This window comes from Streptomyces antarcticus (genome assembly GCF_026627255.1).
In the GTDB taxonomy this organism is placed as follows: domain Bacteria; phylum Actinomycetota; class Actinomycetes; order Streptomycetales; family Streptomycetaceae; genus Streptomyces; species Streptomyces antarcticus.
The window spans coordinates 347,942-361,725 of record NZ_JAPNLM010000002.1; the positions used below are offsets into that span (position 1 = coordinate 347,942).

The following is a 13,784-nucleotide window of genomic DNA, read 5'->3' on the forward strand; positions in this document are numbered from 1 at the left end:
GCAACGACGACGGCGCGCAACCACCTCCGCGAGAGCGGCGGCGGTTTAGCCGCATAAGGGAGTGTCGGCTGTGCGCCGTACCGTTTTCAACGAGGACCACGAGGCGTTCCGCGAGACCATCCGCGCCTTCATCGAGGCCGAGGTCGTCCCCGTCTACGACGAGTGGTTCCAGGCCGGCCAGGCGCCGCGCGACTTCTACTACAAGCTCGGCGAGCTGGGCGTCTTCGGCATCAACGTCCCCGAGGAGTTCGGCGGCGCGGGCCTGGACACGCACAAGTTCGAGGCCGTCCTCTACGAGGAGACCTCCCGCGCGGGCGTGAACTTCGGCGGTTCCGGCGTGCACGTGCTGCTCGCCCTCCCGTACATCAAGATGCTCTCCACCGACGAGCAGAAGAAGCGCTACCTGCCGAAGTTCGTCACCGGCGAGGAGATGTGGGCGCTCGCCATGACCGAGCCGGGCACCGGCTCCGACGTCGCGGGCATGAAGACCACCGCCAAGCTCTCCGAGGACGGCACCCACTACGTCCTCAACGGCTCCAAGACCTTCATCACCGGCGGCGTGCACGCCGACCGGGTGATCGTCTGCGCCCGCACCTCCGCCCCGCGCGAGGACGACCGCCGCTTCGGCATCTCCCTCTTCGCCGTGGACACCAAGTCCGAGGGCTACTCGATCGGCCGCAAGCTCGACAAGCTCGGCCTGCGCACCTCCGACACGGCCGAGCTGGCCTTCGTCGACGTGAAGGTCCCGGTCGAGGACCTGATGGGCGAGGAGAACAAGGGCTTCTACTACCTCGGCGCCAACCTGCCGTCCGAGCGCTGGGGCATCGCCTTCGGCGCCTACGCGCAGGCCAAGGCCGCCGTCCGGTTCGCCCAGCAGTACGTGACGGACCGCACCGTCTTCGGCAAGCCGGTGGCCCACTTCCAGAACACCAAGTTCGAACTGGCCTCCTGCCAGGCCGAGGTGGACGCCGCCGAGGCGGTCGCCGACCGCGCCCTGGAGGCCCTGGACGCCGGCGAGCTGACCGCCGCCGAGGCCGCGTCCGCGAAGCTGTTCTGCACCGAGGTCGCGCACCGCGTCATCGACAAGTGCCTCCAGCTGCACGGCGGTTACGGCTACATGAACGAGTACCCGATCGCCCGCCTGTACGCCGACAACCGCGTGAACCGCATCTACGGCGGCACCAGCGAGGTCATGAAGTCCATCATCGCCAAGTCCATGGGCCTGTAAGGGATTCGGGACACCTACCCTTCCCCCATGAACGAGGCACTGACGACGCTCCTCGACCTGCTCGACCTGGAGCAGATCGAGGAGAACATCTTCCGCGGTACCAGCCGTTCGGCGCTGGTACCGCGCGTGTTCGGCGGCCAGGTCGCGGCCCAGGCCCTGGTCGCGGCCGGGCGGACCGTTCCCGAGGACCGCGCCGCGCACTCGCTGCACTCGTACTTCCTGCGCGCCGGGGACCCGGGCGCGCCCATCGTGTACTCGGTGGACCGGATCCGCGACGGGCGCTCCTTCACCACGCGCCGGGTCGTCGCCGTCCAGCACGGCCAGCCGATCTTCCACCTCTCCGCGTCGTTCCAGACGTACGAGGACGGGCTCGACCACCAGGCCGCCATGCCCGCCGCCCCGGACCCGGAGACCCTGCCCACCGCCGCCGAGGCCCTGCCCGCCTACCGGTCCGCCTTCCGCGACCCCGGCACGGTGGAGCGCCTGATCGACGCGCGCGCCGCGGTGGACCTGCGCTACGCGACGGTCCCGCCCTGGGGCAGCGTCGGCGAGCCGGTGGAGCCGCGGTCGCAGGTGTGGTTCCGTACGGCCGGGAAGCTGGAGAGCGACGATCCCCTGCTGCACACCTGCCTGGCCACGTACGTCTCGGACATGACGCTGCTGGACTCGGTGCTGCTCGCCCACGGGCGGGGCGGCTGGGCGGTCGGCGATGTCGTGGGGGCCTCGCTGGACCACGCCATGTGGTTCCACCGGCCGTTCCGCGCGGACGAGTGGCTGCTGTACGACCAGGAGTCGCCGTCGGCGGCCGCCGGCCGGGGCCTCGGGCAGGCCCGCATCTGGACCCAGGACGGGCGCCTGGCCGTGACGGTCATCCAGGAGGGCGTCGTCCGCGTGCCCCGCACCTGACCCCGGTCGTCCGCGTGCCCCGCACCTGACCCCGGTCGTCCGCGTGCCCGCACCTGGCCCCCGCCGCCGACGCGGCGGTGGCCCGGCCCCGCCGGAACGCCGGGGCCCGCCGCCGGCGGCGGGCTACGCCCCGGCCAGGCCCGCCGCGTCCAGCAGGTACGCCACCATCGGGTCGTAGTGGCGCGGGTCGCGCACGTGGTCGTCCAGGGGGATCGCCACCTGGAGGGTGCCCTCGGCCTCGGCGAGGAAGAGCGCCGGGTCGTTGCAGTCTGCGTAGCCCACCGCGTCCAGGCCCCGCTGGGCCGCGCAGCCCGCCCAGCCGTGGTCGGCGACGACGAGGTCGGGCTGCGGGCGGTTCGAGGCCGCCAGGCCGTCCAGGATCGCGGCCATCGGTGCCGGCGAATGGGTGTGCCACAGCGTCGCGCCCCGCTCCAGGACGGCGATGTCGGCGAACTGCCAGACCGAGCCCTCGTCGGCGTGCAGCCCGGCCGGGATGACCATGATCTCGCAGCCCGCCGCCCGCAGCGCGGCCGCCGTCGCCCGGTGGACGTCCAGCAGCCCGCCCGGGTGCCCGGTGGCCAGCAGTACGCTCTGCCGGTCCAGGGCGGCCTTGCGCAGCCGCGCCGCCAGCCGGTCCAGGCCGGCCACGGTCAGTTCCGGGTCGATGGTGTCCTGGCCGTACCGGTGCTCGGCGTCGTCCACGACCCCGCAGCGCTCCGCCATCACCGCGAGGACGTCCTGCTCGTCCGTCCAGCGGTCGCCCAGCTCCAGGCCGAGCCAGTAGTGCCGGTCGCCGTTGGCGAGCTTGCGGTAGTGGGAGAGGTTGTTCTCGCGCGGCGTCGCCACCTGCCCCGCGATGCGGGTGCGCACCAAGTGGTCGACGAGTTCGGCGCGGCTCGGCGTTCGCGCGGATCGGTCGGGCGTCTCTATCGGCTTCGGCATACGGCCCATTCTGCCGCCGCCCGGGCGGAGGCGTCCCGTCCATCTCGGCCGCCGGACGCGCCCGCTCACACGGACAGCGCCCCGAACGCCCCGTGGGCGAGCCTGCGCAGCAGCGACTCCGTCGCCTCCCGGCCCAGCGCGGCCAGGTGCGGGGTGGAGTTCAGCAGGCCGAAGACGGCGTGCACGGAGACCCGCACCTCGGCCTCGGCCACCTCGGGGTGCAGTTCGCGTACGACGTCCACCCACAGCTCGACGTACTGGCGCTGGAGCTGCCGTACGAGCTTGCGGTCGGCGTCCCGGAGCCGGTCGAGCTCCCGGTCGTGCACGGTGATCAGCGCCCGGTCGTCGAGCGCGAAGTCGATGTGCCCGTCGATGAGGGAGGACAGGACCCGCGGCGGGTCGCCGGCCGCCTCCGCCACCCGGTGGCGGCCCCCGGTGAGCAGGCGTTCGCTGATGCCCACGAGGAGCTCGGCGAGCATGGCGTCCTTGCCCGCGAAGTGCCGGTACAGGCCGGGGCCGCTGATGCCCACCGCGGCCCCTATCTCGTCGACGCCGACCCCGTGGAACCCACGCGCGGCGAAGAGACGAGCGGCCTCACTGAGGATCTGCTCGCGACGGGTGGGGGCGGCCGCTCTGGTGCTCATGGGAAACCATTCTAGACAGGGCCGTTAGCGGTCGTTAACCTAAGTCCCACAAGCGTTAACGCTCATTAACACCGTGCACCGAGCAAGGGAGCTCGACCGATGCAGCAGGCACCAGTGCTGACGAGCGCCGCGGACCCGGCGTCCGAGGCCTGGCGGGCCAACGAGGCCGCCCACCGCGAGCTGGCCGAGGGCCTGCGCGCCCGGCTGGAGACAGCCCGGCTCGGCGGCGGCGAGAAGGCCCGCGCCCGCCACACCGCGCGCGGCAAGCTCCTCCCGCGCGACCGCGTGGACGCCCTCCTGGACCCCGGTTCGCCCTTTCTGGAGCTGGCCCCGCTGGCCGCCGAGGGCATGTACGGGGGCTCGGCCCCCGCCGCCGGCGTCATCGCGGGCATCGGCCGGGTCAGCGGCCGCGAGTGCGTGATCGTCGCGAACGACGCCACCGTCAAGGGCGGCACGTACTACCCGATGACCGTCAAGAAGCACCTGCGCGCCCAGGAAGTGGCCCTGGAGAACCGTCTCCCCTGCCTCTACCTGGTCGACTCGGGCGGCGCCTTCCTCCCCATGCAGGACGAGGTCTTCCCCGACCGGGAGCACTTCGGCCGCATCTTCTACAACCAGGCGCGCATGTCCGGCGCCGGCATCCCGCAGATCGCCGCCGTCCTCGGATCCTGCACGGCCGGCGGGGCGTACGTCCCGGCGATGAGCGACGAGGCCGTCATCGTCCGCGGCCAGGGCACGATCTTCCTCGGCGGGCCGCCGCTGGTGAAGGCCGCCACCGGAGAGGTGGTCACGGCCGAGGAGCTGGGCGGCGGCGAGGTCCACTCCCGGGTCTCCGGGGTGACCGACCACCTCGCGGAGGACGACGCGCACGCGCTGCGGATCGTACGGAACATCGTGGCGACCCTGCCCGGCCGCGGGGCCCTGCCCTGGTCGGTGGAGGCCCCCGAGGAGCCGAAGGTGGACCCGTACGGGCTGTACGGCGCGGTCCCCGTCGACTCCCGCACCCCCTACGACGCGCGCGAGATCATCGCCCGGGTCGTGGACGGCTCCCGCTTCCAGGAGTTCAAGGCCGAGTACGGGCAGACCCTGGTCACCGGCTTCGCCCGGATCCACGGCCACCCGGTCGGGATCATCGCCAACAACGGCATCCTGTTCTCCGAATCCGCCCAGAAGGGCGCTCACTTCATCGAGCTGTGCGACCAGCGCGGGATCCCGCTGCTGTTCCTCCAGAACATCTCGGGCTTCATGGTCGGCCGCGACTACGAGGCGGGCGGCATCGCCAAGCACGGCGCCAAGATGGTCACGGCCGTGGCCTGCGCCCGGGTGCCGAAGCTGACCGTGGTCGTCGGCGGCTCGTACGGCGCGGGCAACTACTCGATGTGCGGGCGGGCCTATTCGCCGCGGTTCCTGTGGATGTGGCCGAACGCCAAGATCTCCGTGATGGGCGGCGAGCAGGCGGCGTCGGTGCTGGCCACCGTCAAGCGGGACCAGATCGAGGGCGCCGGCCAGGACTGGCCGACCGAGGACGAGGAGGCCTTCAAGGCCCCGGTCCGCGCCCAGTACGAAGAGCAGGGAAACGCGTACTACGCGACCGCCCGGCTGTGGGACGACGGGGTCATCGACCCCATGGAGACCCGGCAGGTGCTGGGACTGGCCCTGACCGCGTGCGCGAACGCCCCGCTGGGCGATTCGGCTTTCGGCATCTTCCGTATGTGACGTGATGTGACGTGAGGACCTCTTCGATGTTCAGCACTGTTCTGGTCGCGAACCGGGGCGAGATCGCGGTACGGGTCATCCGCACGCTGCGGCAGCTCGGCATCCGCTCCGTGGCCGTCTTCAGCGACGCGGACGCGGACGCCCGGCACGTCCGGGAGGCCGACACGGCCGTCCGGATCGGCCCGGCGGCGGCCGCGGAGAGCTACCTGTCGGTGGAGCGGCTGCTCGAGGCGGCCCGCCGCACCGGCGCCGAGGCCGTCCACCCCGGCTACGGCTTCCTCGCGGAGAACGCGGCCTTCGCGGCCGCCTGCGCCGACGCCGGACTGGCCTTCATCGGGCCGCCCGCCCCGGCGATCTCCCTGATGGGCGACAAAATCCGCGCCAAGGAGACGGTGAAGGCGGCCGGGGTCCCGGTCGTCCCGGGCTCCTCGGGCAGCGGGCTCTCGGACGCCGAGCTGGTCGCCGCGTCGCGGGAGATCGGCATGCCGGTGCTGCTCAAGCCCTCGGCGGGCGGCGGCGGCAAGGGCATGCGCCTGGTGCGCGACGAGGCGGTGCTGGCCGAGGAGATCGCGGCCGCCCGCCGCGAGGCCCGCTCCTCCTTCGGTGACGACACCCTCCTGGTCGAGCGGTGGGTGGACCGGCCGCGGCACATCGAGATCCAGGTGCTGGCGGACTCCCACGGGAACGTGGTCCACCTCGGCGAGCGGGAATGCTCCCTCCAGCGGCGCCACCAGAAGGTGATCGAGGAGGCGCCGTCGGTCCTGCTGACGCCGGAGCTGCGGGCGTCGATGGGCGCGGCGGCCGTGGAGGCCGCCCGCTCGTGCGGGTACGTCGGCGCGGGCACGGTGGAATTCATCGTCCCGGGCGGGGACCCGTCCTCGTACTACTTCATGGAGATGAACACCCGGCTCCAGGTCGAGCACCCGGTGACGGAGCTGGTCACCGGGCTGGACCTGGTGGAACAGCAGCTGCGGGTCGCGGCGGGCGACGCGCTGGGCCTCACCCAGTCCGACGTCGTGCTGACCGGCCACGCGATCGAGGCCCGCGTCTGCGCGGAGGACCCGGCCCGCGGGTTCCTGCCGTCGGGCGGTACGGTCCTGGCCCTGTCGGAGCCGTCGGGCGGCCCGGTCCGCACGGACTCCGGCCTGCTGGCGGGCGTCCCGGTGGGCTCCACGTACGACCCGATGCTGTCCAAGGTCATCGCGTACGGCCCGGACCGGGCCACCGCCCTGCGCGTGCTGCGGGGCGCGCTCGCCGACACCGTGATCCTGGGCGTCCAGACCAACACCGGCTTCCTGCGGCGGCTCCTCGCCCACCCGGACGTGGTCTCGGGCGACCTGGACACCGGCCTGGTCGAGCGGGACCTCCCCTCGCTCCTCCCGGACGGCGTTCCGCCGGAGGTGTACGCGGCGGCCGCGCTGCTGTCCCGGCCGCCCACCCCCGCGGGCGGCGGCTGGAGCGACCCCTTCGACGCGCCGAACGGCTGGCGCCTGGGCGGCACCCCCGCCTGGACGGTCCACCACTTCCGCCTCCCGGGCCAGGACCCGGTACGGGTCGAGACCCGGCCGGCCGGGACGGATCCGGCCTCGCCGGCGTTCGAGACGCGGGGTCCGGGGCAGAGCGGCGGCGCACCCGCCCGAGCCCGGATCGTGGACCGCACCCCCGGCACCGTCACCGTCGAACTGGACGGCGTCACCCACCGGTTCTCCCACACGGCCTCCCCGGAGGGGACCTGGCTGGGACGCGACGGCGACAGCTGGCACGTCCAGGACCACGACCCCGTGGCGGCGGCGCTCGACGGCCGGGGCCAGGGCGGCGCCGGAACCCTCGCCGCGCCCATGCCCGGCACCGTCACGGTCGTCAAGGTGGCCGTCGGGGACGAGGTCGTGGCCGGTCAGAGCCTGCTCGTCGTGGAGGCCATGAAGATGGAGCACGTCATCTCCGCCCCGCACGCCGGAACCGTCACCGAACTCGACGTCACCCCCGGCACCACCGTCGCCATGGACCAGGTGCTGGCCGTGGTGACCCCGGACGAGGAGGAGGGCCGGTGAACGGGCTCCCCATGAAGGTCCCCGCCCCCGGCCTCCCGGCCCGGGTGCGCATCCACGAGGTGGGCGCCCGCGACGGCCTGCAGAACGAGAAGACGGCCGTACCCACCGCCGTCAAGGCGGAGTTCGTGCACCGCCTCGCCGCAGCCGGCCTGACCACCATCGAGGCCACCAGCTTCGTGCACCCCAAGTGGGTACCCCAGCTCGCCGACGCCGAGGCCCTCTTCCCGCTCCTCGCGGACGTGGACGCGGCGCTGCCCGTCCTGGTCCCCAACGAGCGCGGCCTGGACCGCGCGCTCGCCCTCGGGGCCACCCGCATCGCGGTGTTCGGCTCGGCCACGGAGACCTTCGCCTCCCGCAACCTCAACCGCACGGTCGCCGAGTCCCTCGCCATGTTCGAACCCGTCGTGGCCCGTGCCCGGCAGGACGGCGCCCATGTCCGCGGCTACCTGTCGATGTGCTTCGGCGACCCGTGGGAGGGGCCCGTCCCGCTCCCCCAGGTCGTCTCCGTCGCCAAGTCCCTCCTGGACCTCGGCTGCGACGAGCTGAGCCTCGGCGACACCATCGGCGTCGCCACCCCGGGCCACGTCCAGGCCCTGCTGGAGGGCCTCAACGACGCGGGGGTCGCCACCGACCGGATCGGCGTGCACTTCCACGACACGTACGGACAGGCCCTGTCCAACACCCTCGCCGCGCTCCGGCACGGCGTGAGCACCGTCGACGCGTCCGCCGGAGGCCTCGGCGGGTGCCCGTACGCGAAGAGCGCCACCGGGAACCTCGCCACCGAAGACCTGGTGTGGATGCTCGACGGCCTCGGCATCGAGACCGGGGTCGATCTGGCCGCCCTCACCGCCACGAGCGTGTGGATGGCCGAACAGCTGGGCCGGCCCAGCCCCTCCCGCACCGTCCGCGCCCTCTCCCACAAGGAGTAGTCAGACCATGCCCCTCGACCACCGGCTCACCCCCGAGCACGAGGAACTCCGCCGCACCGTAGAGGCGTTCGCGCACGACGTGATCGCGCCCAAGATCGGCGACCTGTACGAGCGCCACGAGTTCCCGTACGAGATCGTCCGCGAGATGGGCCGCATGGGCCTGTTCGGCCTGCCCTTCCCGGAGGAGTACGGCGGCATGGGCGGCGACTACCTCGCGCTGGGCATCGCCCTGGAGGAGCTCGCGCGCGTCGACTCCTCCGTCGCCATCACCCTGGAGGCAGGGGTCTCCCTCGGCGCCATGCCCCTCTACCTCTTCGGCTCCGAGGAGCAGAAGCGCCAGTGGCTGCCGAAGATGTGCTCCGGCGAGGTCCTGGGCGCCTTCGGCCTGACCGAGCCGGGGGCGGGCAGCGACGCCGGCGGCACCCGCACCACGGCCGTGCGCGACGGCGACGAGTGGGTGATCAACGGCTCCAAGTGCTTCATCACCAACTCCGGTACGGACATCACGGGCCTGGTCACCGTCACGGCCGTGACGGGCCGCACGGCGGACGGCCGCCCGGAGATCTCCTCGATCATCGTCCCCTCCGGCACCCCGGGCTTCACGGTCGCCGCCCCGTACTCCAAGGTCGGCTGGAACTCCTCCGACACCCGTGAGCTGTCCTTCGCCGACGTGCGGGTGCCCCTGGCCAACCTGGTCGGCGCCGAGGGCCGCGGCTACGCGCAGTTCCTGCGGATCCTCGACGAGGGCCGGATCGCCATCTCCGCCCTCGCGACGGGCCTCGCGCAGGGCTGCGTGGACGAGTCGGTGAAGTACGCCCGGGAGCGGCACGCCTTCGGCAAGGCCATCGGCGACAACCAGGCCATCCAGTTCAAGCTCGCGGACATGGAGATGCGCGCCCACATGGCCCGCGTCGGCTGGCGCGACGCGGCCTCCCGGCTGGTGGCGGGCGAGCCGTTCAAGAAGGAGGCGGCCATCGCGAAGCTGTACTCCTCGACGGTCGCCGTCGACAACGCACGCGAGGCCACCCAGATCCACGGCGGCTACGGGTTCATGAACGAGTACCCGGTGGCCCGGATGTGGCGCGATTCCAAGATCCTGGAGATCGGCGAGGGCACCAGCGAGGTCCAGCGCATGCTGATCGCCCGCGAGCTGGGCTTCTCCGCCTGACGCGGCTTCCGGCCGCCCTCTCCCCCGGTCCGCGTGCGGGCCGGGGGAGAACCGTTTCTGCACCCTCGGCCGGGCGTCGTTACGGGACCCTCGGCCGGCCGTCCGGGACCCTCGGCCGGCCGTGGCCGGGCCTCCGTGCCTGGCGGGGGGCCGGCCACCCCGACCCTTCTGGCAAAGGTTAGGCTAACCTTCCTTCCAAACGGCCAGCGGCCGCCCTGACGCACGAAAGCGGACATCGACATGCCCAAGTCGCGGACCTCCCCCCTCACCCGTCGGGGCTTCATCGCCGCCGGCGGCGCCCTCGGCCTCGTCGCGGCGCTCGCCGCGTGCGGCGGCGGCGACGACTCGGCGAAGGGCGACGGCGGCAAGGACAAGGGCGCGGCCGCTTCGGGCCCCTGGACGTTCAAGGACGACCTCGGTGTGGACGTGAGCACCAAGTCCAAGCCGAAGAGCATCGTCGCCTTCACCGGCACCGCCGCCGCGCTGTACGACTACGGCGTCCCGGTCAAGGGCGTGTTCGGCCCGACCAAGACCGCCGACGGCAAGCCGGACGTCCAGGCCGGTTCGCTGGACATATCCAAGGTCGAGATCCTCGGCAACGTCTACGACCAGTTCAACGTCGAGAAGTACGCGGCCCTGCGGCCCGACCTCCTCGTCACCAACACCTGGGACGGCAGCTACTGGTACGTCCCGGAGGCCTCCAAGGACAAGATCCTGAAGCTGGCCCCGACCGCCGCGATCAGCGTCGGCAAGGACGCCACGATGGACAAGGCCCTCGCGCGCACCGCGGACCTGGCCAAGTCCCTCGGAGCGGACATGGAGGCCAAGAAGACGGTCGACGCGAAGGCCCGCTTCGAGGCCGCCGCCGAGAAGGTCCGCCAGGCCACCAAGGCCAACCCGGGCATCAAGGTCCTCGCCGGTTCCGGCTACCCGGAGGTCTTCTACGCCTCCACCCCGAAGACCTCCGCCGACCTGAGCTACTTCCAGCAGCTCGGCGTCGAGTTCGTCGTCCCGGACAAGCTGGACGAGGGCGACTTCTTCGAGAGCCTCAGCTGGGAGAACGCCGGCAAGTACAAGGCCGACGTCATTTTCCTCGACAACCGCAGCAGCGCCCTGCAGCCCGAGACGCTGAGCAAGGAGAAGCCGACCTGGGCCGAGCTCCCCGCGGTCAAGGCCGGCCAGGTCACCCCCCGCGTGACCGAGCCGATCTACTCGTACGACAAGTGCGCCCAGATCCTGGAGGACCTCGCGAAGTCCATCCAGGGCGCCAAGAAGGTCAGCTGACCCGACGCCGTCCGGCTGACGATCCGGCCGGCCACCCCGGCCGGCACTCCGGCCGAACCCCAGGGGGTCAGCGGCCATCGCGCTTGGGACGGCGACCAGTTGGGCCCCGGCTTTCGCGCCGGGGCCCTTCGATATTGTACAACAACTAAAGCGAGGCTAACCTAAGCATCGCACGGCCGGGGCGGGCGGATGTCGATACGGTCCCTCGACATCCGCCCGCCCCTCAGCACCACGGTGCGGTCGCGAAGACCCCAGCGGCCCTCTTCGCGACCGCGCCGCCGCATGCCCGCACGCCGCGCCGCCCGCCCCGTCCTCAGTTCCAGGGCACGCCCGGCGCCCGGTGGAAGTTCACCTCCTGCGCGTCCAGCCGGGGCCCCTGCGCGGCGAGCCGCCGCCGGTAGTCGTCCCAGCCGAGCGACCCGGCCTGCGACCACCCCAGTTCCGCCAGCCCGAGCACCCGCGGGAAGGCCATGTACTCCCAGTCCGCCCGCGTTGCGATGGTCTCCGTCCAGAGCGGGGCCTCCACCCCCAGCACCGCGGACTCCGGCACCCCGGCCAGGTAGGCGCCCGGGTCCCAGGAGTACGCCCGCTCGACCGGCACGTGGCCGGCCCACGCCAGGCCCGGCTTCGTCGCCGCGTCGTACTTCATGTCCAGGTAGAGCCGGTCCGCCGGCGACAGGATCACCGGGTGCCCCGCCTTCGCGGCCGCCACCACGCCCGCCTTCTCCGCGGCCGGCGTCTTGTCGTGGCCCCAGTACTGGAGCACCGCGCCCCCGGCGGGCCGGGCGGCCGCCAGCTGGTGCCAGGCGATCACCGTCTTGCCGTGCCGGCCGACCACCGCCTGGGCCCGGTCCATGAAGGCCGCGTAGTCCGCCGCGGGCGTCGTGTGCGCCTCGTCGCCGCCGATGTGCAGGTAACGGCCCGGGGTCAGCTCCGCCAGCTCGCCGAGCACGTCGTCGACGAACTCGTACGTCCGCTCCTTCCCCACGCACAGCGAGCTGAAGCCGACCTTGATCCCGGTGTACCGCTCGGGGGCCTTGCCGTCGCAGTTCAGTTCGGCGTACGAGGACAGCGCCGCGTTCACGTGACCCGGCATGTCGATCTCCGGGACCACGTCCACGTACCGCTCCCCCGCGTACGCGACCAGCTCGCGGTACTCGTCCTTCGTCCAGTACCCGCCGGGCCCGCCACCGACCTCGCCGCCGCCGCCGTGCTGCGCGAGCCGCGGCCAGGAGTCGACCGCCAGGCGCCACCCCTGGTCGTCGGTCAGGTGCAGGTGCAGGGTGTTGACCTTGTACTGGGCGAGCTGGTCGACGTACCGCTTCACCTGCTCCACCGTGAAGAAGTGCCGGGCGATGTCGATCATGGCCCCGCGGTACGCGAACCTCGGCCGGTCCTCGACCGTCCCGCCCGGCACCGTGCCGGGCCCGGCCACCGGCACCAGCTGCCGCAGCGTCTGCCCCGCGTGGAAGAGCCCGGCCGGGGTCCGCGCGGTGAGGGTGATCCCGTCGGGGGCCGACTCCAGCCGGTAGCCCTCGTCGCCCACCCCCTCGGCCTCCTCGTCGAGCCGGAGCCGGATGCCGTCCCCGTCCGCCCCGTCGACCACCGGCAGCGGCAGCCCGCTGGGGCCGCGCAGCTGCTCGGCGAGGAGCTCGCCGAGCTGCCGGACCTCCTCGCCGGAGGCCGTCGCGGTACGGATGACCGTGCCCGCCCCGAAGGCGTAGCCGGGCCCTCCGGCGCGGGCGGAGGCGGGCGCCGGCAGCAGCCGCTCGAAGGGCGCGAGGGCGGCGGGGGGATCGTCGCCGGGCCGGGCGTCGTCACCGCGGGCGGCGGTGCAGGAGACCGCGGCGCCGAACGTGCCGAGGACGAGGAGGGTGCCGAGCGTGCGTCGCAGGACTCTCATGCAGCCACGTATAGACCAAGTGGGCCGCGCTGGCCGGTGCAAGAATCGTCGGATGGCGGAAATCATCCAGAAGGACGGCACATGGACCTTCGACGGGGACACGGTGCGCATCGTTCCGGGCCGCGACAAGGGGGTGGGGCTGCTGCGCCAGACCCTTGGCGAAGTCGCCGTCCCGCTGCGCGCGGTGGCCGCGATCAGCTACGAACCGGGCCGCCGGTCGGGGCGGTTGCGGCTGCGGCTGCGTGACGGCGCCGATCCCCTGCTCCAGGTGACGGGCGGGCGGCTCCCGGACGCCTCCGACCCGTACCGGCTCACCGTGGACTCGGACCGCAGCGGGGTCGCGGAGTACTTCGTGGACGAGGTGCGCAACGCCCTGCTGCTGGAGCGGGTGGAGCCCGGCCCGACGGACGCGTACCTGCTGACCGGGCCCTCCGTGCCGATCACGGTGGGCGCGGGCGACGGGACGGTCGGCTTCGACGGGGACAGGGTCACCCTGGAGTGGAACTGGACGGCGGAAGAGGCCAAACGCTCCGGCGGCACCCGCTCCGTCAAGGTGGCGGAGCTCCGGGTGGTCGAGTGGTCCCCGTCCAAGGGGCTGACCAACGGCTGGCTGCGCTTCGCCCCTGCGGGCAGCGGGACGGCCACCCCGCCCAAGTACGACCCCTACACGGTGGAGCTGTTCGGCTTCAAGAACGACCCGCTGATGGCGCTGGTCGCGGCGGCGGTGGCGGCGCGGATGCCCCACCCGGCGACCCCGGCGCCCGAGACCACGCCCGCCGCCCTGGCGGCCGCCGCCGCGTCGGCCCCGGCGGCCGAGGAGGGCCCGGCGGACCACGACGCACTGCTGCGCCGGCTGCGCGAGCTCGGCGAACTGCACCAGTCGGGGATCCTCACGGCGGAGGAGTTCGCGGCCGCCAAACAGTCCGTTCTGCGGCGTTTCTGACCGGATCCATCCATTCCGCTGGTCCAGACCAGAAGGATCCTGCCCGATTCCGGGCAGGATCTTTGCATTC

General features: G+C 72.7%; 11 protein-coding genes. 8 read left to right on the forward strand and 3 right to left on the reverse strand.

The annotated features are described in order from the left end of the window. The first annotated feature begins 70 nt into the window (after nucleotides 1-70). Nucleotides 71-1,228 (forward strand): acyl-CoA dehydrogenase family protein, encoded by a 1,158-nt coding sequence (locus tag OTB16_RS05290; RefSeq protein WP_267718675.1) that lies wholly within the window; start codon nucleotides 71-73, stop codon nucleotides 1,226-1,228. Nucleotides 1,229-1,255: 27 nt separating this feature from the next. Next, on the forward strand, nucleotides 1,256-2,134 hold the full coding sequence (locus OTB16_RS05295) for an acyl-CoA thioesterase (RefSeq protein WP_267718676.1): 879 nt from the start codon (nucleotides 1,256-1,258) through the stop codon (nucleotides 2,132-2,134). Nucleotides 2,135-2,257: 123 nt separating this feature from the next. Here the strand turns inward: OTB16_RS05295 and OTB16_RS05300 are convergent, their stop codons facing one another. After that, nucleotides 2,258-3,085, reverse strand: coding sequence for a phosphatase (locus OTB16_RS05300; protein WP_267718677.1), 828 nt, complete (start codon nucleotides 3,083-3,085; stop codon nucleotides 2,258-2,260). 56 nt (nucleotides 3,086-3,141) lie between these two features. After that, nucleotides 3,142-3,720: an SACE_7040 family transcriptional regulator gene (locus OTB16_RS05305; protein ID WP_267718678.1), complete on the reverse strand. Its 579-nt coding sequence runs from the start codon at nucleotides 3,718-3,720 to the stop codon at nucleotides 3,142-3,144. A gap of 99 nt (nucleotides 3,721-3,819) precedes the next feature. Between OTB16_RS05305 and OTB16_RS05310 the strand changes: the two genes are divergently transcribed. The 5 genes from OTB16_RS05310 to OTB16_RS05330 all read left to right on the forward strand — a co-directional run bounded on the left by OTB16_RS05310 (nucleotide 3,820) and on the right by OTB16_RS05330 (nucleotide 10,868). Further along, nucleotides 3,820-5,436, forward strand: coding sequence for a carboxyl transferase domain-containing protein (locus tag OTB16_RS05310; RefSeq protein ID WP_267718679.1), 1,617 nt, complete (start codon nucleotides 3,820-3,822; stop codon nucleotides 5,434-5,436). 26 nt (nucleotides 5,437-5,462) lie between these two features. Further along, the gene (locus tag OTB16_RS05315; RefSeq protein ID WP_267718680.1) at nucleotides 5,463-7,487 is read left to right on the forward strand and encodes an ATP-binding protein; all 2,025 of its coding nucleotides are present in this window, start codon (nucleotides 5,463-5,465) and stop codon (nucleotides 7,485-7,487) included. Nucleotides 7,488-7,498: 11 nt separating this feature from the next. Continuing rightward, nucleotides 7,499-8,416 carry a hydroxymethylglutaryl-CoA lyase gene (locus tag OTB16_RS05320; RefSeq protein WP_267718810.1) on the forward strand — a complete coding sequence of 306 codons (918 nt, stop codon included), beginning with the start codon at nucleotides 7,499-7,501 and terminating at the stop codon, nucleotides 8,414-8,416. A gap of 7 nt (nucleotides 8,417-8,423) precedes the next feature. Further along, nucleotides 8,424-9,584, forward strand: a complete 1,161-nt coding sequence (locus tag OTB16_RS05325) for an acyl-CoA dehydrogenase family protein (protein ID WP_267718681.1) — start codon at nucleotides 8,424-8,426, stop codon at nucleotides 9,582-9,584. A gap of 240 nt (nucleotides 9,585-9,824) precedes the next feature. Continuing rightward, complete coding sequence (locus OTB16_RS05330; protein ID WP_267718682.1) at nucleotides 9,825-10,868, forward strand: ABC transporter substrate-binding protein; 1,044 nt, start codon at nucleotides 9,825-9,827, stop codon at nucleotides 10,866-10,868. 313 nt (nucleotides 10,869-11,181) lie between these two features. On the opposite strand, the gene OTB16_RS05335 is transcribed toward OTB16_RS05330, so the two are convergent. Continuing rightward, nucleotides 11,182-12,771 (reverse strand): beta-N-acetylhexosaminidase, encoded by a 1,590-nt coding sequence (locus tag OTB16_RS05335; RefSeq protein WP_267718683.1) that lies wholly within the window; start codon nucleotides 12,769-12,771, stop codon nucleotides 11,182-11,184. 52 nt (nucleotides 12,772-12,823) lie between these two features. Here OTB16_RS05335 and OTB16_RS05340 point away from each other — a divergent pair, with 52 nt between their 5' ends. Next, on the forward strand, nucleotides 12,824-13,714 hold the full coding sequence (locus tag OTB16_RS05340) for a DUF4429 domain-containing protein (RefSeq protein ID WP_267718684.1): 891 nt from the start codon (nucleotides 12,824-12,826) through the stop codon (nucleotides 13,712-13,714). Nucleotides 13,715-13,784 lie beyond the last annotated feature (70 nt).

Excerpts from the sequence above, each read along its gene's own strand:
- OTB16_RS05295 (WP_267718676.1), top strand. The coding sequence starts at position 1,256 with ATGAACGAGGCACTGACGACGCTCCTCGACCTGCTCGACCTGGAGCAG.
- OTB16_RS05300 (WP_267718677.1), bottom strand. The coding sequence starts at position 3,085 with ATGGGCCGTATGCCGAAGCCGATAGAGACGCCCGACCGATCCGCGCGA.
- OTB16_RS05305 (WP_267718678.1), bottom strand. The coding sequence starts at position 3,720 with ATGAGCACCAGAGCGGCCGCCCCCACCCGTCGCGAGCAGATCCTCAGT.
- OTB16_RS05310 (WP_267718679.1), top strand. The coding sequence starts at position 3,820 with ATGCAGCAGGCACCAGTGCTGACGAGCGCCGCGGACCCGGCGTCCGAG.
- OTB16_RS05315 (WP_267718680.1), top strand. The coding sequence starts at position 5,463 with ATGTTCAGCACTGTTCTGGTCGCGAACCGGGGCGAGATCGCGGTACGG.
- OTB16_RS05320 (WP_267718810.1), top strand. The coding sequence starts at position 7,499 with ATGAAGGTCCCCGCCCCCGGCCTCCCGGCCCGGGTGCGCATCCACGAG.
- OTB16_RS05325 (WP_267718681.1), top strand. The coding sequence starts at position 8,424 with ATGCCCCTCGACCACCGGCTCACCCCCGAGCACGAGGAACTCCGCCGC.
- OTB16_RS05330 (WP_267718682.1), top strand. The coding sequence starts at position 9,825 with ATGCCCAAGTCGCGGACCTCCCCCCTCACCCGTCGGGGCTTCATCGCC.
- OTB16_RS05335 (WP_267718683.1), bottom strand. The coding sequence starts at position 12,771 with ATGAGAGTCCTGCGACGCACGCTCGGCACCCTCCTCGTCCTCGGCACG.
- OTB16_RS05340 (WP_267718684.1), top strand. The coding sequence starts at position 12,824 with ATGGCGGAAATCATCCAGAAGGACGGCACATGGACCTTCGACGGGGAC.